The organism is Microbacterium plantarum (assembly GCF_035231185.1).
Lineage (GTDB): Bacteria > Actinomycetota > Actinomycetes > Actinomycetales > Microbacteriaceae > Microbacterium > Microbacterium plantarum.
This window is the reverse complement of record NZ_CP141117.1, coordinates 422928-443186: the sequence shown is the minus strand read 5'-3', so window position 1 is coordinate 443186 and position 20259 is coordinate 422928. Positions and strand designations below refer to the sequence as shown.

The 20259-nt window shown below is 71.6% G+C and carries 19 protein-coding genes and 1 riboswitch; of the genes, 6 read left to right on the top strand and 13 right to left on the bottom strand.

Annotated elements, in window-relative coordinates; translation table 11 throughout:
- Positions 1 to 53 precede the first annotated feature (53 nt).
- Entirely contained in the window at positions 54 to 1772 is a 1719-nt protein-coding gene (locus VC184_RS02115) for a glycerol-3-phosphate dehydrogenase/oxidase (RefSeq protein ID WP_323987168.1), read from the bottom strand.
- A gap of 122 nt (positions 1773 to 1894) precedes the next feature.
- Here VC184_RS02115 and VC184_RS02110 point away from each other — a divergent pair, with 122 nt between their 5' ends.
- Positions 1895 to 2875 carry a sugar-binding transcriptional regulator gene (locus tag VC184_RS02110; RefSeq protein ID WP_112616956.1) on the top strand — a complete coding sequence of 327 codons (981 nt, stop codon included), beginning with the start codon at positions 1895 to 1897 and terminating at the stop codon, positions 2873 to 2875.
- A 22-nt stretch (positions 2876 to 2897) separates the two neighbouring features.
- On the opposite strand, the gene VC184_RS02105 is transcribed toward VC184_RS02110, so the two are convergent.
- The 3 genes from VC184_RS02105 to VC184_RS02095 form a co-directional block, all read right to left on the bottom strand.
- Positions 2898 to 3689, bottom strand: coding sequence for an energy-coupling factor transporter transmembrane component T family protein (locus VC184_RS02105; RefSeq protein WP_114589073.1), 792 nt, complete (start codon positions 3687 to 3689; stop codon positions 2898 to 2900).
- Positions 3686 to 5212 (bottom strand): ABC transporter ATP-binding protein, encoded by a 1527-nt coding sequence (locus tag VC184_RS02100; protein ID WP_323987167.1) that lies wholly within the window; start codon positions 5210 to 5212, stop codon positions 3686 to 3688. Before VC184_RS02100 ends, VC184_RS02105 begins: the two co-directional genes overlap by 4 nt.
- Positions 5213 to 5214: 2 nt before the next feature.
- Positions 5215 to 5850 (bottom strand): ECF transporter S component, encoded by a 636-nt coding sequence (locus VC184_RS02095; RefSeq protein ID WP_112616187.1) that lies wholly within the window; start codon positions 5848 to 5850, stop codon positions 5215 to 5217.
- Positions 5843 to 5952, bottom strand: a riboswitch (TPP riboswitch). (Overlaps the previous gene by 8 nt.)
- A gap of 37 nt (positions 5953 to 5989) precedes the next feature.
- On the opposite strand from VC184_RS02095, the gene VC184_RS02090 reads away from it, so the two are divergent.
- Positions 5990 to 7342 (top strand): D-alanyl-D-alanine carboxypeptidase family protein, encoded by a 1353-nt coding sequence (locus VC184_RS02090; protein WP_323987166.1) that lies wholly within the window; start codon positions 5990 to 5992, stop codon positions 7340 to 7342.
- On the opposite strand, the gene VC184_RS02085 is transcribed toward VC184_RS02090, so the two are convergent.
- The 3 genes from VC184_RS02085 to VC184_RS02075 form a co-directional block, all read right to left on the bottom strand.
- The gene (locus tag VC184_RS02085) at positions 7305 to 7976 is read right to left on the bottom strand and encodes a class I SAM-dependent DNA methyltransferase (RefSeq protein WP_323987165.1); all 672 of its coding nucleotides are present in this window, start codon (positions 7974 to 7976) and stop codon (positions 7305 to 7307) included. The two genes, VC184_RS02090 and VC184_RS02085, sit on opposite strands and share 38 nt — an antisense overlap.
- Positions 7973 to 8896, bottom strand: coding sequence for a DnaJ domain-containing protein (locus tag VC184_RS02080; RefSeq protein ID WP_269267077.1), 924 nt, complete (start codon positions 8894 to 8896; stop codon positions 7973 to 7975). The genes VC184_RS02085 and VC184_RS02080 overlap by 4 nt, the downstream gene beginning before the upstream one ends.
- A 100-nt stretch (positions 8897 to 8996) precedes the next feature.
- Positions 8997 to 10067: an enoyl-CoA hydratase/isomerase family protein gene (locus VC184_RS02075; protein WP_323987164.1), complete on the bottom strand. Its 1071-nt coding sequence runs from the start codon at positions 10065 to 10067 to the stop codon at positions 8997 to 8999.
- 86 nt (positions 10068 to 10153) lie between these two features.
- Here VC184_RS02075 and VC184_RS02070 point away from each other — a divergent pair, with 86 nt between their 5' ends.
- The gene (locus tag VC184_RS02070) at positions 10154 to 11086 is read left to right on the top strand and encodes an ATP-binding cassette domain-containing protein (RefSeq protein WP_274178258.1); all 933 of its coding nucleotides are present in this window, start codon (positions 10154 to 10156) and stop codon (positions 11084 to 11086) included.
- Positions 11083 to 11904, top strand: coding sequence for an ABC transporter permease subunit (locus VC184_RS02065; RefSeq protein ID WP_282501977.1), 822 nt, complete (start codon positions 11083 to 11085; stop codon positions 11902 to 11904). The genes VC184_RS02070 and VC184_RS02065 overlap by 4 nt, the downstream gene beginning before the upstream one ends.
- On the opposite strand, the gene VC184_RS02060 is transcribed toward VC184_RS02065, so the two are convergent.
- From VC184_RS02060 to VC184_RS02035, 6 genes are all read right to left on the bottom strand, one after another.
- Complete coding sequence (locus VC184_RS02060) at positions 11871 to 12290, bottom strand: hypothetical protein (protein WP_114589068.1); 420 nt, start codon at positions 12288 to 12290, stop codon at positions 11871 to 11873. The two genes, VC184_RS02065 and VC184_RS02060, sit on opposite strands and share 34 nt — an antisense overlap.
- A 70-nt stretch (positions 12291 to 12360) precedes the next feature.
- On the bottom strand, positions 12361 to 13161 hold the full coding sequence (locus VC184_RS02055; protein ID WP_112616173.1) for a uroporphyrinogen-III synthase: 801 nt from the start codon (positions 13159 to 13161) through the stop codon (positions 12361 to 12363).
- A gap of 200 nt (positions 13162 to 13361) precedes the next feature.
- On the bottom strand, positions 13362 to 13628 hold the full coding sequence (locus tag VC184_RS02050; protein ID WP_274178255.1) for a hypothetical protein: 267 nt from the start codon (positions 13626 to 13628) through the stop codon (positions 13362 to 13364).
- Positions 13618 to 14028, bottom strand: a complete 411-nt coding sequence (locus VC184_RS02045) for a phage holin family protein (RefSeq protein WP_274178254.1) — start codon at positions 14026 to 14028, stop codon at positions 13618 to 13620. Before VC184_RS02045 ends, VC184_RS02050 begins: the two co-directional genes overlap by 11 nt.
- A gap of 1 nt (position 14029) precedes the next feature.
- Positions 14030 to 14389, bottom strand: coding sequence for a hypothetical protein (locus VC184_RS02040; protein WP_112616169.1), 360 nt, complete (start codon positions 14387 to 14389; stop codon positions 14030 to 14032).
- Between the two features lie 94 nt (positions 14390 to 14483).
- A complete protein-coding gene (locus VC184_RS02035; RefSeq protein ID WP_323987802.1) occupies positions 14484 to 15911 on the bottom strand; it encodes a protoporphyrinogen/coproporphyrinogen oxidase in 1428 nt (475 codons plus the stop codon).
- A 7-nt stretch (positions 15912 to 15918) separates the two neighbouring features.
- Here VC184_RS02035 and VC184_RS02030 point away from each other — a divergent pair, with 7 nt between their 5' ends.
- Both VC184_RS02030 and VC184_RS02025 read left to right on the top strand, forming a co-directional pair.
- Positions 15919 to 16497, top strand: a complete 579-nt coding sequence (locus VC184_RS02030; RefSeq protein WP_323987163.1) for an HhH-GPD-type base excision DNA repair protein — start codon at positions 15919 to 15921, stop codon at positions 16495 to 16497.
- Between the two features lie 127 nt (positions 16498 to 16624).
- Positions 16625 to 20191 carry an endo-1,4-beta-xylanase gene (locus VC184_RS02025; protein WP_323987162.1) on the top strand — a complete coding sequence of 1189 codons (3567 nt, stop codon included), beginning with the start codon at positions 16625 to 16627 and terminating at the stop codon, positions 20189 to 20191.
- Positions 20192 to 20259: the final 68 nt, after the last annotated feature.

Sequence of the window (20259 nt, the reverse complement as noted above, 5' to 3'; positions counted from 1 at the left end):
GAGAGGGTGGCCCGAGGGTGATCCGGCGTCGGGCCTCGCCGGGTCTGCGAGCGTCAGGCGTCGAGCGGCGCCAGGTGCGAGGTCCGCACGTCGATGCGGTGCGCCTCCTCGAGGGCCTGCGCGGCCTCCTCGACCTGGGCGCGCACGGCGTCATCGTCCCAGCCCAGCGCCGACGCAGCCGCCTCGGCGACCTCGGAGAGCGTCTGCATCGAGACGCCGCCGACGAACGCGATCGACGTGCGACGCAGCAGCAGGTCCATCAGCGACACGACCTCCTCGCGCTCCGCGAGGAAGGCGATCTCCTCGACCGAGTAGCCGGGCGCGTGCGCGAGCTCCTGCTGAGCGACGGGGAGAGCGGCGAGCACCTCCTGCGCGTAGGTGCCGTAGCGCTCCAGCATCCGATCGGCGAACTCCGCCGAGTGCGCACCGCGATGGGCGTCGATCCAGCGACGACGCTGCGCGACGCTGCGGGGGTACCCGGCACCGCCGCCGATCGCGAGGTCGGTGGTGGCGACCCGGCGCGGACGCCGCATCAGACCGAGCACGTCGGTGGCGAGGTGCTCGGCGAGCGCCCGGAACGTCGTCCACTTGCCGCCGACGAGGCTCAGGACGGGCACATCGCCCAGACGGTCCTTCTCGATGCGGTAGTCGCGCGAGACGAAGCCCGGGGCGAGGTCGTCGTGCCGCGGGAGGGGACGGATGCCGGAGAAGGTGTAGACGATCTGCGATCGATCGACCGAGATGTCGGGGAAGACCTGCCCGATCAGATCGAAGAAGTAGTCGATCTCGTCGTCGGTGCAGACCGTCGCGCTCGCGGGGTCGGCGTCGATGTCGGTCGTGCCGACCATGACCCGGCCCTTGAGCGGGTAGATGAGGACGATGCGGCCGTCCGCGGCCTCGAAGAAGATCTCGTTGCCGCCCGTGGCTTCCAGCAGCGACGTGTTGTCGAGGACGATGTGCGAGCCCTTCGTGCCACCCATGAAGCGCGTCGGGGTGCCGAGTGCGGTGTTGGTCAGGTCGGTCCAGGGACCGCTCGTGTTCACGATGACGTCCGCCGAGAAGGGGAACTCCTCGCCGGTGACGGCGTCGCGGATGATGACCGACGATCCGTCGGCACCGACCACCGGGGCGTAGTTCGCGGCCCGAGCGGAGTCCTCGCGCGCTCCGTCGCGCAACACGTCCAGCGCGAGGCGCTCGGGGTCGTGCATCGAGGCGTCGTAATACGTTGCGGTGTACCGGAAACGCTCGTCGAGTTCGGGGAACTGCGTCCGCGAGCTGCGGCGGCCGCGGAACCGGTGACGAGGCACCGATCCGCCGTCGCGCGAGAAGGTGTCGTACATGATCAGACCGACCTTGATCAGCAGAGCGCCGCGCTCGCGGGGCTTGCCGCGGCCGTGCGTCACGAGCAGCCGGAACGGGGCCGCGAGGATGCCCGAGAAGGTGCGGTGGATCGGGATCGTCGTCGGCAGCGGCTTGACGAAGTGGGGGGCGTTGCGCACGAGGCGGTTGCGCTCGGTCACCGACTCTTTCACGAGGCGGAACTCGCCGTTCTCGAGGTAGCGCACGCCGCCGTGGATCATGTGGCTCGATGCCGACGAGGCGCCGCTGACGTAGTCGCCGCGCTCGACGAGGGCGACGTCGACGCCCTGGAGCGCGAGATCGCGGAACGTCGCGATGCCGTTGATACCGCCGCCGATCACGAGGACCTCGGCATGGGGGCGCTCACGCAGGGCTCGGATGTTCGCTCGGGTGGTCGGCGTCGACTCGGTCATACATGCATCCTTTTCCACGGCTGTCCCGATCTACACTGGGGTCCACCGCACGGATGCGCAACGGTCGTGCACAGATGTGCACCGGCGCCGCGGCTATGCACGAACGTGCAGAACGGACGACGATGAGCGCGGATGCCGAAGCCGAAGCCCGGACGCGCGACGCATTGCGCGCCGCGCAGCTCTACTACGTGCAGGACCGGACCATGGATCAGATCGCGGCCGAGATGAGCCTGTCGCGGTCATCGGTGTCGCGTCTGCTCTCGCACGCCCGCGACATCGGTCTCGTGGAGATCACGGTTCACTCCCCGCACGAGGCGAACTCGGTGGTGGCACGACGGCTCTCCGAGCGCTTCGGCATCTCGGTGCACGTCGTGAGCACACCGCCGCGCACGAATGACGCCGAACGGCTCGAGCGCACCGCACGGACGGCGGCCCACGTCCTGTCGTCGACGCTCGATCCCGACGCCAGCATAGGCATCGCCTGGGGAGCCACGGTGTCGGCGATCGCCCGCCACCTGCCGACGAAACGGCTGCACGACTCGCAGATCGTGCAGATGAACGGTGCGGCGAACGAGTCGACGTCGGGCATCTCGTACTCCGGCGCGATCCTCGAGCGGTTCGGGCAGGCGTTCGGCACCGACGTCCAGCAGTTCCCCGTGCCGGCGCTGTTCGACGACCCGCTGACCAAACAGCTGCTGTGGCGCGAGCGGTCGATCCGGCGCGTCCTCGACGCGCAGTCGCGCGTGCAGGTGTTCGTCTTCGGGCTCGGCTCCCCGCACGCCGACGTCCCGTCCCATGTGTACGCGGGCGGCTACCTCACCGGCGAGGACCTGCGCTCGCTTCTCCGCGACGGCGTCGTCGGCGACTGCGCGACGGTGTTCTACCGCATCGACGGCTCGGCGACCGGCATCGAGCTCAACGCCCGCTCGAGCGGACCCTCGCTCGAAGCGATCCGGCGCATCCCCCGCCGCCTGTGCGCGGTCTCGAGTTTGACCAAGCTCGACGCGCTGCGCGGGGCTCTCGCCGCCGGGCTGATCACCGAGCTCGTCGTCGAGGAGGCGCTGGCCCGGCGCTTGGCGGAGACGACGGTCGGGAGCCTCTGAGACCCGATCTCGTGGCCTGATCTCAGGACGGGCCGAAGATCGGGTGAAAGGCTCCCACCGCAACCGACACGGCCACTGCCGTGACCGAGATCGCGAGCCCGCCCGCCATGACCGCGACATCGGATGCCGCGAGCCGCGACTCCCGCGCCCACGTGCGGCGCACCGGCGCACCGAAGGCCCGAGCCTCCATCGCGGTCGCGAGCGCCGAGCCCCGTCGAATGGCCAGCACGAGAAGCGCGAAGGCCATCCCCAGCGTGCGCCGCAGCCGGCCGGCGTCGGCCACGCCACGGGCCCGCCGCGCGAGGGCGAGCGCGCGCCAATCCTCCGCGAGCAGACCGAGCATCCGCATCCCGGCGAGTCCCCCGATGACGAAACGGGCCGGAAGGCGCAGGATCTGCGCCAGCCCGTCGGCGAGGTCGGTCGGGTCCACCGTGATGAACAGCACGACGGCCGGCAGCCCGATCGCGAGGACGCGGAGCGCAGCCGCCAGCCCCAGCGCGAGCGAACCCTCGCTGACGTGGACGAATGCCCAGGAGAAGACCTCGGCGCCGCTTCGCTCGCCGTAGAGCGAGATCGTCACCGCGGCCGCCGGCGCGGCGATCCACAGCGGCAGTGTCCGCATCCAGAACCGGCGCCACCCGACGCCCGACGCGAGCAGGAGCGGCAGCTCGAGGAGCAGGGCCACGCCGGCCGAGACCGGGTCGATCGTGATGACCAGCGGAAGTGCAATGAGGAGCGCCGCCAGCAGCTTCGCCACGGGGTTGAGCGTCGCGACGCCGCGCGGCGCAGCTTCGAGATGCACGGGAGCGCTCACGCCCGCACCCCCGCCGGCGCGAGCGCGAACCGGCGCGCCGCGAGCGCGTCGAGCACGGCATCGTCGTGGGTGATCGTGACGACGCCGAGCGGGCCGCGGTCGTCGACACCGTCGCGCAGGGAAGCGATGATCGCGACCAGCTCCGACCAGGTGCGCGCATCCTGGCCGAAAGTCGGCTCGTCGAGGACCACGACCCGGGGACGCGCCGCCAGCATCGCCGCGACAGTGAGGCGACGCTTCTCGCCGCCCGACAGTGTGTACGGGTTGGCCCCGGCGAGCGGGGCGAGCCGAAGCCGCTCGAGCAGTTCGTCGACGCGAGCAGTGATCTCCGTCTCCTCGAGACCCAGAGCGCGGGGCCCGACTTCGAGCTCGTCGCGCACCGATGCGCGCAGGATCTGGTGCTCGGGCTCCTGCAGGACCGTCCCGATCCGCGTCAGCAACGCCGTCGACGTCCACGCCGCGGGGTCGGCGGGGGCCGCGGCGACACGTCGCCGCGGCCGGCGGACGAGCGCAGCCCCGGCAGCGAGTCCGTCCGCCGCGCGCACGGCGCCGCCCTGCGCCCGGAGCAGTCCCGCAAGAGTGAGCCCGAGAGTCGACTTGCCGACGCCGTTCGGCCCGACGACACCGAGCACCTCGCCCGCGCGCACGTCGAGGTCGAGTGGCCCGGCGGCCGTCGAGCCGGCGGCACGTCCGACGACGAGATCCGCGGCCGACAGCAGCACATCGCCGGGCGCAGTGGCGGGCCGCGGCGGGAAGGAGGGGCGGATGCCGGGCACCCACACGCCCGCCGCAGCGAGCTCCTCGCCCCGTTCGGTCAGCACCATTCGAGGATCGCCGTCAGCGATGACCTCGCCGCCGGGCGCCAGCACGATGACCCGATCGACGACGGGAAGCCACGCCTCGATCCGGTGCTCGATCACGACGAGCGTGGCCCCGGTCGCATCGAGCGCGCGGGCGACGGCATCCCGGACGTCGACGACGCCCGCAGGATCGAGGTTCGCGGTCGGCTCGTCGAGCAGCACCGCACCCGGCTGCATCGCGACGATGCCCGCGAGGGCGAGGCGCTGCTTCTGCCCGCCCGACAACGCCGCGGTCGAACGATCCAGCGGGACGTCGAGTCCGACCGCATCCAACGCAGCCCGTACCCGGCGCCAGATCTCGTCGCGGGGCAGACCCAGGTTCTCGCAGCCGAACGCGACGTCGTCGCCCACCCGCGCGAGGATCGTCTGGCTGTCGGGGTCTTGCAGAACGAGCCCTGCTCGGCCACGGGCCTCCGCGGCCGGCTGCCCGTCCACGAGCAGCGTCCCCTCCTGCTCGCCTTCGTCGGCTCCGCCGAGGACCCCTGCGAGGCCTTGCAGCAGCGTCGATTTGCCCGACCCCGAAGCGCCGAGCAGCAGCACGCGCTCGCCGGCATCGATGCGGAACGTCGTCTCTCGTGCAGCCCACGCGCGTCGCGTCGCGTAGCGCCACCCCCACCCGCGGGCCTCGAGGGTCGCGGGCCGCGGAGCCCCGGCGTCGCCCACCGTCAGACGCGGGCGGTGGCTTCGCGCCCGGCCGCGAACCGGCCGAGGGCTCCCGTCCGCGCCAGCGCGCGCGTGATGAGCCAGCCGCCGAGACCGGCGATGACGGCGCCCGAGATCGTCGTCGAGGCGATGTAGACCGACGTGAAGAGAGTGTCGGCACCGGGGTACCAGAGGATGCGGTCGTTGATGCCGCCGGCGAGACCCGCCCCCGCACCCGCGAGGAGCGCGACCGGAAGACGCCACGACGCGTAGAGGAACACCAGGAAGATCAGTTCCGCGCCCAATCCCTGGACGAGACCGGAGACGATCGTGAGGGGGCCCCACTGGTTGCCGACCAGCGCCGAGATCACAGCCGCGAGCAGCTCGGTGTAGAGCGCGGCGCCCGGCTTGCGGATGATGAGGCCGCCGAGAACGCCGGCGATGAGCCAGGGCCCGGCGAGCAGGCCCTGCAGGCCAGGAAGCAACGGCGTGAGCGCGGCGGACGGGCCCTGATAGGCGACGTTCCACAGCAGGAACACCGCGGCGCAGGCGACGCCGATGACGCTGGCGATGACGATGTCGACGACGCGCCAGCGGAAACGGCCGGGCGTGCGGCCGGTACGACGATCGGACTCGGTGGTGGACGCAGCAGCGTGCATTCTCTCTCCTCCCTGCGCCGGCATGATCCGGATCAGGTTCGACGGTCGAAGCGTGGATCGCTTCCTCTCAGCCCGGCTCACCGGACTCCCGTGGTTGTCGCTGAAGTATAACGTCGCGCGGGCGATGTACGTTGGGCGGGTGAGTTCTCCCGACGCGCGCGTCGCCCTCGCGTGGGTCGACGAGGACGCCGTCGCGCGCGGCGGCAGGCGAAACGAAGCGGCTGCCCCAGCAGGCCCGTACACGGTCGCGCACGCCGACCTGCTCACCGAGCCGCCGCGACGCTCGGCGGCGGCGGCTGCCCTGTCGACGCTGGGAATCGCCGCCCTCACCGTGGGCGGCTACGCGGCGGCGACGCTTCTCTGGCCGCTCGACGCCGTCGCGCCCGACATCCTCCCCGCCGCCGTAACCGCCCCCGCCGCAGCCGTCGCACAGCCCGCGTGGCCCCTCGAAGGCGCCGGCGCGACCGGCGTCGAGGGCTTCGCGAACGTCTCGACCTCGTCGAGCGAGCCCGAGTCCATCGCGAGCATCACCAAGCTCGTCACGGCCCTCGTCGTCCTCGACCGGATGCCGCTCGCCGACGGCGAGCAGGGTCCGGAATTCGCTTTCACCTCCGCCGACCGCCGGGAGTACCGCGCCTACCTCGCCGACGACCAGTCGGCTCTCGACGTCCCCGTCGACGGCGTACTGACGCAGTATCAGCTGCTGCAGGGCGTGCTGATCGGATCGGCGAACAACTACGCCGACCGTCTCGTGTTCGACCTCTGGCCCGATGAAGACGCCTACGTCGAGGCGGCGGACGCCTGGCTGCAGGCCCATGATCTCGGCGGCGTCACCGTCGTCGATTCGAGCGGGATCGATCCGGAGAACACGGCGGCACCGGCATCCGTCATCGCCCTCGCCGAGACCGCGATGTCGAACCCGGTCATCGCCGGAATCGTGGCGCAGCGCTCCGTCGAGCTGCCGGGCGCCGGTTTCGTCGAGAACACCAATGCTCTGCTGGCCGACCCCGCGGTCGTCGGCGTCAAGACGGGCAGCCTGTTCGGGTCGTACAACCTCGTCGCCGCGAAAGACACCGCCATCGACGGGGTGAACGTCCGCGTTTACGCGACCGCTCTCGATCAGCCCGACGACGAGACCCGCCACTCCGCGACGGCCGAGCTGCTCGATCGCACGATCACCGAGATCGGCGCCTCACCGGCCCTGCCCGCGGGAACCGTCGCGGGCACCGCGACCACCGCATGGGGTGCGACTGCCGAGATCGTCACCGACGCCGACGTCCGGGTCGCGCTCTGGAACACGCAGTCGTCTCAGGCTGCGGCGAACGTCGAGCTCGGCGATTCCCGCGACGCCGGCGACGAGGCGGGCGAGCTGACGCTCACCGGCCCGCTCGGCTCGGCGACCACGACCCTGCGCCTGACCGCGGACATCCCCGACCCGGACATTTGGTGGCGCCTCAGCCACCCGCTGCAGCTGTGGGGTCTCGCGGACTGACCTCGCGACGCGCGAGCACGAACCCCTGCGCGTGGCGCTCGCCGACTCGCGCGGGACGCTCGCACTGCTCGAGCACCTCGAATCCGAGAGCCGCGAAGGTCGCCGCGACATCGCGAGGTTCGTGCAGGACGGCGTCCAGGGCGACATCGTGACCGTAGGCACGCTCGATCCGGCGGGTTCCGCTCCCGCTCTGGAACCCGAGGAGGACGACGCCGCCCGGCATCGAGACGCGGGCGAACTCGGCGGCGATCACCGCGAGCTCGTCCGGCATCGCGTGGATCACGGAGTACCAGGCGAGCAGGCCGGCCGCGGACCGCTCAGGCAGCGGCAGCTCGGCGAGGTCACCTACGGCGAGGTCGGCGAACGGACAGCCCGCGCGCGCCTGTTCGATCATCCGCGGCGAGAGGTCGATGCCGACCGTGCGCAGATCCGGGCGGCGGTCGTGCATGAGACGCAGCATCCGACCGGCGCCGCACCCGGCGTCGACCACCCGGGCGCCGCTCGGGAGCAGGTCGAGGAACCGGTCGATCAGGGCGACATCGTCCGGGGCCTCGAACGACGCATCGGGCAGGAGGGCCGCGTAGTCGGCCGCGACGGTGTCGTACGCCGCGCGCATCGCACCTCGCGACGTCATACGAAGCGGACGGTCTGCTGCAGGCGGGTGCGGACGTCGAAGAGCTCGTTCCCGCCGATCTCACGCGCACCGGCGACCCCGCGACGGAGCACCGTGGCCAGCGCCGAACGTCCCACCACCGCGACCGCGAGACCGCGCACACGGCCGAGTTCCTCGATGGCCTGCACCACATCGTCGTCGGGGAGCACCACGATCGCGCCGCTGAACTTCACCCGCGCGGCGCGGCTGAGTGCTCGCGCTCGATGCACGAGCGTCGCGATCGGCGAGTCGACGCCCTCGCCGATCAGCTCGCCGCGCCGAGTGCGCACCGGAGCGCCGAAGTCCTCCGACAGCACGGCGTAGAGCCCGGAGGGCCCGAGCACCACGTGGTCGAGCTTCACGTCGGGATCGCGGGGGTCGGCGGCCACGTCATGCCAGACGGTGTACCCCATTCCGAGGTCCGCGACCACGCGAGCCGTCGCCTCCTCAGCGAGGGCGTCGGCCAGCAGCCGCCGGATCTCGTGGGGCGCGGTCCGGACGAGCGCGGGGTCGTACGGGTCGTCGACCGCTGCGCCACGTCCGACCCACTCCCGGATGAGGGTCAGGTAGCGCTCACGGCGCCAGCCGCCGGGCTGCCCGAACGACCGCGCCCGCGGGCGGGTGTCGGTCGGGCGCTGCGGCGGCCGCCACGTCGGGGCGTCGGGAGAGAAGGTCGGGGCGTCCGCGAAACCGTGTCCACGGTCGTAGGCGGCGCGGGCGGCGGACGTGCCGACCAGGTCCCAGGCACGCTGCACCTGCACGAACTTCACGGCGTCGCCCCCGGTGTCGGGATGCGTCTGCCGCAACCGGAGTCGGTAGGCGCGGCGAAGCTCCTCGTCGTCGACGTCGGGCGCGACCCCGAGCACGTCGTACGCCGAGACGGACAGCGGACTGTCGAACACGAACCCTCCCTCGCGCGGCGCAGCCCCGGGACGGCGCGGACGCACAGCATCCCGAGACTATTACCTCGCGACCGGGCGGAGCCCGGACGTCCGACGGGACTCAGTCAGTCCATAGGGCCGGGACGGGCTCGAACCCGAACGCCCGCGCGACGACATCGGGAGCGAGGTCGTCACGAGACGCGGGCGACCACGACGGCGCCCCGTCCTTGTCGACGAGGCGGGCTCGGATGCCCTCGACGAGGTCGGGCTGCGTCGTGGCGAACCACAGCACCAGGCCGTACTCCTGCGCCAGGACCGTTCGCAGCTCGTCCTGCTCGCGCGCGGCGCGGACGGCCGCGAGGGTGACGGCAAGAGCGGTCGGCGGAAGCGTCTCGAGCAGCTCAGCGGTGGCGTGGGCCTCCTGCTCGGCGCGCCCCCGCAACCGGCCGATGATCTCGCCGACGGAGTCGGCGGCGAAGGCGTCGTCGATCCAGGGCCGGGCGGCCTCGAAGCGGGCAGGACCGGCCGTCTCGTCGAACAGGAGGACGAGCTCGGTCGCGGTCTGGGGGTCGGCGCGACTGACGAGGGCGTCGCGCAGATCATCGAGCCGCTCGGAGGGAACGAGGTGGTCGGCGAACCCGGCGTAGATCGCGTCAGCGGCATCCATCGACTCACCGGTCAACGCGAGGTACTCCCCCACGCGCCCCGGCGCCCGAGCCAGCAGCAGGCTGCCGCCGACGTCGGGAGTGAAGCCGATCCGCACCTCGGGCATCGCCAGGCGCGACCGTTCGGTGACCACCCGCACCGCCGCGTGACCGGCGAGCCCGATCCCGCCGCCCATCGTCACACCGTCGGCGAACACGACGACCGGCTTGGGGTACGCGGCGATCCGTGCGTTGAGGGCGTACTCGGCCCGGAAGAAGTGCGCCGTCTCGGCGACATCGCCCGCGACGATCTGGTCGTACAGCCCGCGGACGTCGCCCCCCGCGCACAGCCCGCGGTCGCCCGCGCCATCGAGGAGGACGGCGTCCACACCCGGGTCGTCCTCCCACGCGTCGAGCGCTGCGGCGAGGCGCTGGATCATGCCGAGGTCGAGGGCGTTGATGGCGCGCGGCCGGTCGAGAGTGAGATGTCCGAGTGCACGATCGACACGGACTCGGACACGCGGATCGGATGCAGCGGCGTCGGTCACCCTCGCCACGCTACCGCTCGGAGTTCGCGGTGAACGCGGCGTGTCGGGCAGGATGGGAGCGGAACCACCCGGCGAGAGGGGGCGCGATGGCGGACGGACAGGTGCTGGAGTTCACCGACGTGGCCAAACGTTTCGGCACCGTCGCGGCGGTCGACGGCCTGACGGCGCGGGTCGAACCGGGCGCCGTCACCGGCTTCCTCGGACCGAACGGTGCGGGCAAGACCACGACGCTGCGAATGCTCCTCGGGCTCATCTCCCCCACGTCGGGCTCCGCCACGATCGGTGGCCGCCGCTACCGCGACCTGAAGCACCCGCTGCAGACCGTCGGCGCCGTCCTCGAGTCGTCCAGCTTCCACCCGGGCCGATCGGCCGCCGCACATCTCCGGGTCTACGCCCATGCGGCGGGGATCCCGACGTCGCGCGTCGACGACGCCCTGGGCATCGTCGGTCTCGGCGATGTCGCCGGCCGCAAGGTGGGCGGGTTCTCACTCGGGATGCGGCAGCGCCTCGGTCTCGCCTACGCCCTGCTGGGCGACCCCGGCGTCCTGGTCCTCGACGAGCCGACGAACGGGCTCGACCCCGAAGGCATCCGCTGGATCCGCCGCTTCCTCCGCGACCTCGCCGCGGAAGGACGCACCGTCCTGGTCTCGTCGCACCTGCTGGCAGAGGTGCAGCAGTCCGTCGATTCGCTCATGATCATCACGCGCGGGCGCCTCGTTTACCAGGGCGGCATCGAGCATGTCGTGCCGCAGGACGAGATCGCGACCGTCGTCGACGCCGAAGATCGCGACGCGCTCCGCCGCGCCCTCTCGGCCGCCGGCTTCGAGAGCGACGAACGCCGCACGGGCCTTGCCGTACGCGGTGCCGACGCCCCGACGGTCGGACGCATCGCCGCCGACGCCGGCATCGCCCTGACCGCGTTGCAGCGGAAGGGTCCGGCTTTCGAGGAGGTCTTCCTGGAGCTCGTCAGCGGCACCCGCGTGCACCCGTCGGCCGTGACCGGGGAGGAGACGCGATGAACCTCGTGAACGCGACCCGATCGGAACTGACGAAGCAGTTCTCCACCTCGGTCTGGTGGATCCTCCTGATCGTCCTCGTCCTGTACATCGGCGGAACGGCCGGCGGCATGGCCGCCGTCTTCGCGGCGGGCGAGAACGGCTCGCTCCCGGGCACCACGTCGCTGCCGACGGGGCTCGGCGATCGGCTGCCGAGCCTCATCTACGGGCTCGCCACGGCGATGGGATACGTGTTCCCGCTCGTCGTGGGTTCACTGCTCGTGACCGGCGAGTACCGCCACAAGACCCTGACGCCGACCTTCCTGGCCACCCCTCGACGTGGCGTCGCGTTGTCGGCGAAGATGCTCGCGGGCGTCGTCATGGGTCTCGTCTTCGGCGTCGCCGCCGTCGGCTCGACGGTCGCCGCAGGCGGTGGGATGCTGGCGCTGTTCGGCGTCGACCCGCAGCTCGGACGCCCCGAGACCTGGGCGTTCCTCGGACGGATGCTGCTCGCCCTCGTGCTCTGGGTGCTCGTGGGCATCGCGCTCGGCACCCTCATCCGCAACCAGATCGCCGCCGTCGTCGGCATCCTCGCTTTCACCCAGTTCGTCGAGCCGATCGCCCGCGTGGGCGCGAGCATGGTCGACGGGCTCGCCGACGTGGTGCGCTTCCTCCCGGGTGCGGCCTCGGATGCGCTCGCGGGCGACAGCATCTACGCCGCCATGGGCGGGAGCGCCGGCCAGCCCCTGGAGTGGTGGGCGGGCGGGCTCGTGCTCGTCGGCTACGCCGTCGTGTTCGCCGTGATCGGCTACGCGGTGTCGTGGCGGCGCGACGTCGCCTGATCGACCAGATCCGCCACGTCAGCCGGCTCGTCCTCGACGTCGAGGCGCAGGGCGCGCACGAGCGCCACCCCGTGCCGCGTCGTGAGGATCAGACGCTGGAACTCGTCGTCGCCCTCGAGGTCGACGACGACCGACGGGCGGCGACGCCGGACCAGGACGAAATCGGTGCCTCCCGCTGACTCGAAGGAACCGGCCGCGATGACCGCAGGAACCAGCAGTCCGGGGCGCGGCACGCCGCGGAGCCACGACCACGCGTCATCCGTCAGCTGCACCCGCGCGATGTGCTCGCGAGACACCAGGACATTCCGCTGACGGAATGCTGCGGCGCGCTCGGTCGCCGAGAGCACGACTTCGAGCTGCGCGGAGTCGAGCAGAAGCGTCACCATGCGTCTCAGTCTGCCAGTCGGACACTCACGAAATGCTCACAGACCGGCAACGATCACCGCCGCGATCGCGTCAGGACGCCGATGCTCCCGATGCCGGGGCAGGCTGGCGGGCGATCGCATCGAGGAGGGATGAGATCGTGGTCTCGGCGGCCACCACATCGACGGTGAGACCGAGCTTGCGCGCGTCGCGGGCCGTCCGCGGGCCGATCGCCGCGATCAGGGTCGACGCCGGCAGATCGGGGAACTGCTCGCTGACCTGCTCGGCGACCGAGCCGCTGGTCACGAGCACCGCATTGATGCGCCCGCTGGCCACGTCGGCTGCAATGCGTTCGGTCACCGGGACGCCGACGGTGCGGTACGCCACGACGCTGCGGACGTCGTGACCGGCCTCGACGAGCATCCTGGTGAGGACGGGCTTGGCGACCTCGCTGCGCAGCGCCAGGACGCGTGTCGGCTCGGGCTCGATGGCGAGGATCTGCTCGGCGAGCCCGGCCGCCGAATCGTCCTCGTCGGGAACCAGGTCGACGCGGTACCCGACCGCGGTCAGCGCCGCAGCCGTCGTCTCACCGACCGCGGCGACGCGCGTGCGCGCGGGGATCTCCGCGCGATAGGCGTACAGGACGTCGACGGTCGTGGCACTCGTCAACGTGATCCAGTCGAAGGCTCCGGCCGCGAGCTCGGCGAGCGCGCCTTCGAGATCGGCGACATCCGTCGTGGGCGCGAAGTTCACCAGCGGCGCGATGACGGGCGTGGCACCGTGCGATCGCAGCAGTGCCGCGACCTGGTCGCCCCAGGGACCGCCGCGCGGCACGAGCACGCGCCACCCCCGAAGGGGCTTCTGCGGCTCTGGGTGGCCGGGCTCGACATGCATATGGTGGCTCTCATGAGGCGCGGCCGCCCCCGGAAGAGCGGCCGACGCACGTTCCTTTTCCGGGCGGTGCAGACCCGGATGCGCAACATCGGCAGCATTCGCTCCATCGCCGCTGCCTCGTTTCCGAGCATACTCCGATGCGGGCGCGAGGCGAGGGCGGGAGGTATCGATCCGGACTCGGTTGGCCGAGAACGGACGGGTCAGCGGGCGATCAGCCGGGCGATGCCCCAGACCGCGGCGCCCACGGCGACCGCGACGCCTACTGCTGCCGCAGCAGCTCCGGCCGGGTTGCGCTGCGCATAGGCGCGCGCCTCGCGGCTGGCGCGGTCGGTGGCGATCACGGCCCTCTTGGGCAGGTTCGCCTTGTGCTCGATGGCCGCGAGCGCGGCCTTCAGCTCGGCGCGCGCCTTCTCGACCGGGTCGGAGATGCCCAGCGGGACAGCGGTGTCAGGGAGCTCAGAACTCATCGGCCACTTCCTTCACGATCTTGGCGTCGGTGGAGATCGCCTGGGCGGGGTTCTGCCGTGAGCTCAGACGCTTGAAGCGGAGGAGCCCCAGCACCGCGAACACGGCGGCGATCACCAGGAGGATTCCGATCACGATCAGCGACGCGGCCCACGCGGGCAGCCAGGACGACAGCCCGATGATCGCGAAAGCACCGATGGCGGGGATCGTCCAGAAGAGGAAGAACAGCGCGACGATGAACCAGACACCGCCGAGGCCGGCATCCTTTCCCGTCTTCTTGGCCCAGGCCTTCGCCGACTCGATCTCGGCGACGACGAGGTTGCGGACCAGCTCGGGGATCTCGCCGATCAGAGTGAACAGGCTGTCGTCGGCGCGATCGCGGAATCCGCGGGGCGTGCTCATCTCAGCTGTCCGCCACGGCGCTCGCGTCGGCGACCTTGCGCGCGTCGCGCTCGGCGGCCTTGCGCACGTCGCCGGCGGCCTTCTCGCCCTCGGCCACGGCCGCGTCGAGCTTCTCGCCGGGGGTGCCGCTCTTGCTCGCGGCCTTGACGACCTTCTTCGCGCTGTCCCAGACGACGCTGGGGACGGCGAGGGCAGCGGACTTGCCGAGCTCGGTCACCTTGCCGACCTGCTTCTGCACGGGGTCGAGCTCCCAGACCTGCTGGGCCTTCTCTTTGATCTGCTCGTAGCGCTGACGCCCGGCGCGTGCCCCGAGCACGTAGCCCGCGGCGAGTCCGACGGCGATGCCAATCTTGCCCCTCATGGGGTCTCCTCACGTTCGACGTTGCTGCGTGGTCCCAGGCTATCGCCGTATGCCGCCTCAGGTATCCACTCCCGAAACCCGGCGGAGCCGACTATCATGCCGGATCGACTCCCCGCCAGAGCACCGCACGGCGAGCGGCGTCCGCCTCGGCGATGGCGTCGGCGGCGACCCGATCGAGGCTGTTGCCCGACAGCCACCCGCCCACGAGCGCCAGGGCGGGCATCTCACGCGCCCGCGCCCGGACAGCCTGGGCCGCCTCGTCATGACCCAGCAGTGACGCCGGGGCCGCGCGGGAGTAGCTGATGCGGGCCGACGCGCGTACGGCGCCTGCCGGGATCGCGACGCCGCACAGATCGGATGCCGCCGCGCGCGCGGCCCCGACGACCTCCGCGTCCGCCCCGGCGGTGTGCGGCAGGGTCACCCGGATGATGTGCTCGCCCTCGGCCAGCGCTTCGCCGATCCATGGCCAGGTCCGCGAGATCGGACGCACGGTGGCCGGCTCGGACCCGGGCCCGATCACGAGCGACCCCCGCTCGGGCAGGTCGACCCCTTCGATGCGGAGCAGCACCACATCGAGCGGCGCTGGCCGGGGCTCGGCGCTCGCGGGAAGCTCCACATGCGGGGACAGCAATCGGCGCGCGGCGTCTTCGTCCGCGGCGACGATCAGCAGATCGGCAGGTACCGGCTCTTCGACGCTGTCGGCACGCACGAGCCACGTGTCGCGCTCGCGACGGATCTCCGTCACGGCCGCGCCGGTGCGGATGTCGACGTCGAAGTCCCGCAGGCGCGCTTCGAGCGCATCGATCAGGCGGAACAGCCCGCCGCGCGGCGCGCGGCGCTGCGCGGAACCGGGGCGCACGGTCTGCGCGACCGCGCCGCTGAGCGAGCCGGTCCGCGTGAGCGCGGGGTTGAGCGACGGCGCCGCGGCGTCGACGTCGATGAACTCGGGAGCGACGCCGTGGACGGCGAGCACATACGGGGCTACGAGCCGGTCGCGCACCCGCTCGCCCATGCGCGACGAGACCAGCTCGCCGAGACTGCGGTGACGCCCGACCGTCAGCGGCGGGCGCACGCGGTCGAGATAGGCACGCCAGGCGCCACGCCCCTCGATGTGTCGTCGCACATCCTCGGCCCAGGGGTTGGCGGGGATGCCCAGCACCGTCCCCGCGGGCGCGGGAGCAGGTCCGGCCGGACCGGCGCCGAGCCACAGCTCGTCGTCGCGGGCGGTCTCGAGTTCATCGCTCAGCCCGACCTCGTCGATGAGCTTCGCGAGCGTCTTCGCGGACGCCGGGATGCCGTCGGCCGCGGCATCCACCGTCAGGTCGCCCAGCGTCGCCCGGTCGAGGGAGCCGCCGAGCTGCGGCCCGGCCTCGATCAGGGTGACCTGCAGTCCGAGGCGCGCACATTCGAGCGCCGCGACGATGCCCGCCATACCGCCGCCGACGACGACGACCCGGGTGTCGTGGGCATGCGTCACGAGATCCGTCATGCCCCCATCCTGCCGTCTCGCCGATGAGAACATGGAGAGCATGAGCCTGCACATCACCGACGACTCCGCCGCCGACCAGCTGCTGACCGAGAATCCGCTCGCGCTGCTGATCGGGATGCTGCTCGACCAGCAGATCGCCATGGAGACGGCGTTCACCGGGCCGCTGAAGATCCGCGAGCGCGCGGGGTCGGTCGACGCGGCGACGATCGCGGGCTACGACCCCGACGAGTTCGTCGAGGTCTTCCGCCTGACGCCGGCCGTGCACCGCTTTCCCGGGTCGATGGCGGGCCGGGTGCAGACGCTCTGCCAGACGATCGTGGACGACTGGGACGGTGACGCTTCGGCGATCTGGACCTCCGGCGACCCGGACGGCCTCACCGTCTTGAAGCGGCTCAAGGCGCTGCCGGGGTTCGGTGAGCAGAAGGCGAAGATCTTCCTCGCGCTTCTGGGCAAGCAGTACGGCTTCACCGGCGACGGGTGGCGGGAGGCCGCTGGCTCGTACGGCGACGAGGGCTCGTTCCGCTCGGTGGCCGACATCGTCTCACCCGAGTCGCTGACGAAGGTCCGCGAATACAAGCGCGCGGCGAAGGCGGCAGCGAAGGACGCCTCTGCCTCCTGAGTCGCGGTTTTCGAAAAGACTGGCGGACGACACCGAATATGTTTGAGTAGTCGACATTCCGTACCCCCGGTCTGCGCAAAGGAGCGCTCGAACCATGCGAATTCGTCGACCCCGTTTACTGGCAGCCGTGGCGACCGCGGCGCTCGCCGCACCGTTACTCGTCGCGACGGGAGCCGCCGCGGCCCCCGGAGCGACTACCCCCGTCGTCGCCAACGACTTCTCGAGCCCGACGCTCGGTGACGCGCTGACGCAGAGCGGAGGCGACGGCTCCACGCTCGACTACGTCGACGGCGCTCTCGTCGTGCGGGACCGCGACGCCGACTACGTCGGCATCCAGACGGCGCTGGGCATCCTCGAGCCCGAGACCGAGTACACCGTCAGCGCCCGCGTCCGGCTGGCCGCGGGCACGCCCGACACGCAGGCGCGCTGGGTCGGCGTCCCGGGATACACCTGGATCGGGAACACGACCATCACGGCCGACGACTGGACGACGGTCACCGGCACCTGGACGTCGCCGCAGACCACCGAGGACGTCCGGCTCTACCTCGGCACCGGCGACATCGCCGGCACGGCCGCGTACACCTACCTCGTCGACGACGTCACCGTCACGGCGACGGACGGCGATCCGGGCACGAATCCGGGTACCGGCCCCGACGCCCCGGGCACCGTCCTGATCGAGAGCACGTTCGACGACGGCGCCCTCGGCGCCTGGCAGCCGCGGGCCGGGTCGAGCGGTGCCGGCCCGACCGTGGAGGTCGTGCCCGGCGGAGCCGTCGAGTCGTCGCACGCGGCTCTCGTCACTGATCGGACGCACGAAGGCGACGGCATCCTCCTCGATGTCACCGACACCCTTCTCGCGGGACAGACCTACGCCTTCTCCGCGACGCTGCGCTTCGCGCCCGGCGCGGATCCCGGCCAGGGCCTCACCGTCTCGATGCGCACCGACGACGGCGGCACGGTCACCTATACCAACCTCCTGCAGGCCGAGAGCGTCTCGGCGACCGGATGGACGACCGTCGCCGGCGACATCACCATCCCCGGGTACGACGCCGCGGCCGAGCTCTACATCGAGGCGCGGTACAACTCCGGCAACACCTCGCCGTTCCTCGTCGACCAGGTGCGGGTCGCGGTGCCCGAAGCCGGCCAAGGCGACCTCGATCTCACTCCGCTGAAGGACACGACCGACTTCCCCGTCGGCGTCGCGATCGATCAGCGCGAGACCAGCGGCGCGGCATCCGATCTGCTCCGGCACCACTTCGACCAGATCACACCCGAGAACCACATGAAGGTCGAGGCCTGGTACGACGACCAGCAGCGGTTCCAGCGCCACCCGCAGGCCACCGCGCTGCTCGACTACGCGGCCGCGAACGGCCTGCGGCTCTACGGGCACGTGCTGCTGTGGCACGCCCAGACCCCCGACTGGTTCTTCCAGGATGCTTCCGGGCGAGAGCTCACCGACTCGGAGGCCGACAAGCAACTGCTGCGCGACCGGCTCGCGACGCACATCGACGACGTCGCCCGGTCGATCGCCGACGACTACGGCCTGTTCGGGTCCGAGACCAATCCCCTCGTCGCGTGGGACGTCGTCAACGAGGTCATCTCCGACCAGGCGACGCCCGACGGCCTGCGGACCAGCCGGTGGCACGACGTCCTCGGTGAGGAGTTCATCCACCTCGCCTTCCGGCTCGCCGACCAGGCGTTCAACCGCGACTACGCGGCCCCGGGCTCGGACCGCCCCGTGAAGCTGTTCATCAACGACTACAACACCGAGCAGGACGCCAAGGGAACGCAGTACGAGGCCCTCGTCGGCCGGATGGTCGCCGCCGGAACGCCCCTCGACGGCGTCGGCCACCAGTTCCACGTCTCGATCAACACCCCTGTCAGCGCTCTCGCGAGCGCGCTCGACCGGTTCGCCGGACTCGGCCTCATGCAGGCGGTCACCGAGCTCGACGTCACCGTCAACCCCGCCACCGCGGCGAACCTCGCGCGCCAGGGGTACTACTACCGCGACGCGTTCGAGGTGTTCCGCGGCTACCACGCCGGGGCGCCGGCATCCGAGGGCCTCTACTCGGTCACCGTGTGGGGTCTCACCGACGCCCGCTCGTGGCGCTCGGAGCAGGCGCCGCTGCTGTTCGCGGGCGACCTGAGCGCGAAGTCGGCGTTCTTCGGTGCGATCGGCCAGGACGACGGTCTGCCGCCGCTGGTGACGACCGCCGATGTGTTCCGCGGCGACGTGGGGCTCGACGGCGCGATCGTCGATGCCGCCGAATGGCGCAACCTGCCCGAGCACCCGCTCACCGGCGACGCGGGCGGTTTCCAGACGCGCTGGAGCGACGATCACCTCACGGTGCTCGTTCGCTCGAACGTGCGGCCCGAGCGGATCGAGTTCACCTACCGTGACGAGCAGGCCGCTTTCGGCACCGGCGGCGACCTCGCCGGCCGGACCGTCGAGGCCGACGGCGCGTTCTACTCCGTCGTTCAGCTGCCGCACGAAGCCCCGGCCGTAGGCGCGACCGCCGCCTTCGACGTGCGCGTCTTCGGTGCCGACGGGCTCGTGGGATCGTGGAACTCGGCGGGTGCCATGGGTCAGCTGACCTTCTACGAGGAGCTGTCGTACCTCGAGATCCCCCGCGCTGACACGATCACGGTCGACGCGGTCGTGGATGACGCGTGGGCCGACGCTCCGCGGATCGAGACGGCCAAGCGCGTCGAGGGCGACGCGACCGGCGCCACGGCGACGGTCCGGACGCTCTGGCGCGACAACGTGCTCTACACCCTTTTCGAGGTCGTCGATCCCGAGATCGACACGTCGAACAGCGATCCCTGGAACCGCGACGGCGTCGAGATCTTCCTCGATCTCGGCAACACCAAGAGCGGCGCGTACGGTCCCAACGACACGCAGATCCGCATCACGGTCGACGGCGACGTCACCTTCGGCACCGGCAACGAGGCGCTCCAGCGGTCACGACTGCTCGAGAGCGCGACCGCGCGCACCGCGAACGGGTACATCGTCGAGGCGGCCATCGACCTCGTCGGTCAGTCCGGCGGGCAGAGCGACGTTCCGCTCGGTGGTCCCGGCACCTTCCAAGGCTTCGACGCGCAGGTCAACGACGCTCGCGGCGGCTCGCGCTTCGCCGTGCACACGTGGGCCGAGCCGACCGGCACCGGCTACCAGACCACCTCGCGGTGGGGCGTCGTGCACCTCGTCGACTCGCTGACCACGCCGGGCGAACCGGGCGGTCCGGGTGAGCCCGGCGAGCCCGACGCGTGGGCGACCGTCGACATCGGCGACGGCCGCGTGGCCCAGGGCGGATCGCTGCCCGTACGGGTCTCGGGCCTCGAGCCGCAGCAGCAGATCGGCGCCACGCTCTACAGCGATCCGATCGTCGTCAGCGGCATCCCCGCGGCCGATGCGTCAGGCGAGGTGCGCTTCGCCGTCGCCATCCCCCGTGACCTCCCGACCGGAGAGCACACGCTCGTCATCACGTCGCCCGGGTTCGACGACATCCGCGTGGCCGTGACGGTCGTGAGCGGCGCCTCGAGCGGCAGCGGCGCCGCGGGCGGCACGGCCAGCGGGAGCGGTAGCCTCAGCGCGACGGGCGGCGAACTGCCGTGGGGTGCGGCGCTCGCCGCGGCGGTGCTGCTCACCGCGGGCGGACTGTTCCTGGCGCTGCGGCGACGCCGCACCCCCTGACCCGCGGGTCTGCTCTCGGGCGCGAACGTCGGAGAAAAGCGCGAACCTCGGAGTCCATCGCAGGATGG

What these genes read in the sequence shown, in the direction of transcription:
- VC184_RS02115 (WP_323987168.1), bottom strand. Translation starts at nt 1,772, where the DNA reads ATGACCGAGTCGACGCCGACCACCCGAGCGAACATCCGAGCCCTGCGT.
- VC184_RS02110 (WP_112616956.1), top strand. Translation starts at nt 1,895, where the DNA reads ATGAGCGCGGATGCCGAAGCCGAAGCCCGGACGCGCGACGCATTGCGC.
- VC184_RS02095 (WP_112616187.1), bottom strand. Translation starts at nt 5,850, where the DNA reads ATGCACGCTGCTGCGTCCACCACCGAGTCCGATCGTCGTACCGGCCGC.
- VC184_RS02085 (WP_323987165.1), bottom strand. Translation starts at nt 7,976, where the DNA reads ATGACGTCGCGAGGTGCGATGCGCGCGGCGTACGACACCGTCGCGGCC.
- VC184_RS02070 (WP_274178258.1), top strand. Translation starts at nt 10,154, where the DNA reads ATGGCGGACGGACAGGTGCTGGAGTTCACCGACGTGGCCAAACGTTTC.
- VC184_RS02065 (WP_282501977.1), top strand. Translation starts at nt 11,083, where the DNA reads ATGAACCTCGTGAACGCGACCCGATCGGAACTGACGAAGCAGTTCTCC.
- VC184_RS02060 (WP_114589068.1), bottom strand. Translation starts at nt 12,290, where the DNA reads ATGGTGACGCTTCTGCTCGACTCCGCGCAGCTCGAAGTCGTGCTCTCG.
- VC184_RS02055 (WP_112616173.1), bottom strand. Translation starts at nt 13,161, where the DNA reads ATGCATGTCGAGCCCGGCCACCCAGAGCCGCAGAAGCCCCTTCGGGGG.
- VC184_RS02050 (WP_274178255.1), bottom strand. Translation starts at nt 13,628, where the DNA reads ATGAGTTCTGAGCTCCCTGACACCGCTGTCCCGCTGGGCATCTCCGAC.
- VC184_RS02045 (WP_274178254.1), bottom strand. Translation starts at nt 14,028, where the DNA reads ATGAGCACGCCCCGCGGATTCCGCGATCGCGCCGACGACAGCCTGTTC.
- VC184_RS02040 (WP_112616169.1), bottom strand. Translation starts at nt 14,389, where the DNA reads ATGAGGGGCAAGATTGGCATCGCCGTCGGACTCGCCGCGGGCTACGTG.
- VC184_RS02035 (WP_323987802.1), bottom strand. Translation starts at nt 15,911, where the DNA reads ATGTTCTCATCGGCGAGACGGCAGGATGGGGGCATGACGGATCTCGTG.
- VC184_RS02030 (WP_323987163.1), top strand. Translation starts at nt 15,919, where the DNA reads ATGAGCCTGCACATCACCGACGACTCCGCCGCCGACCAGCTGCTGACC.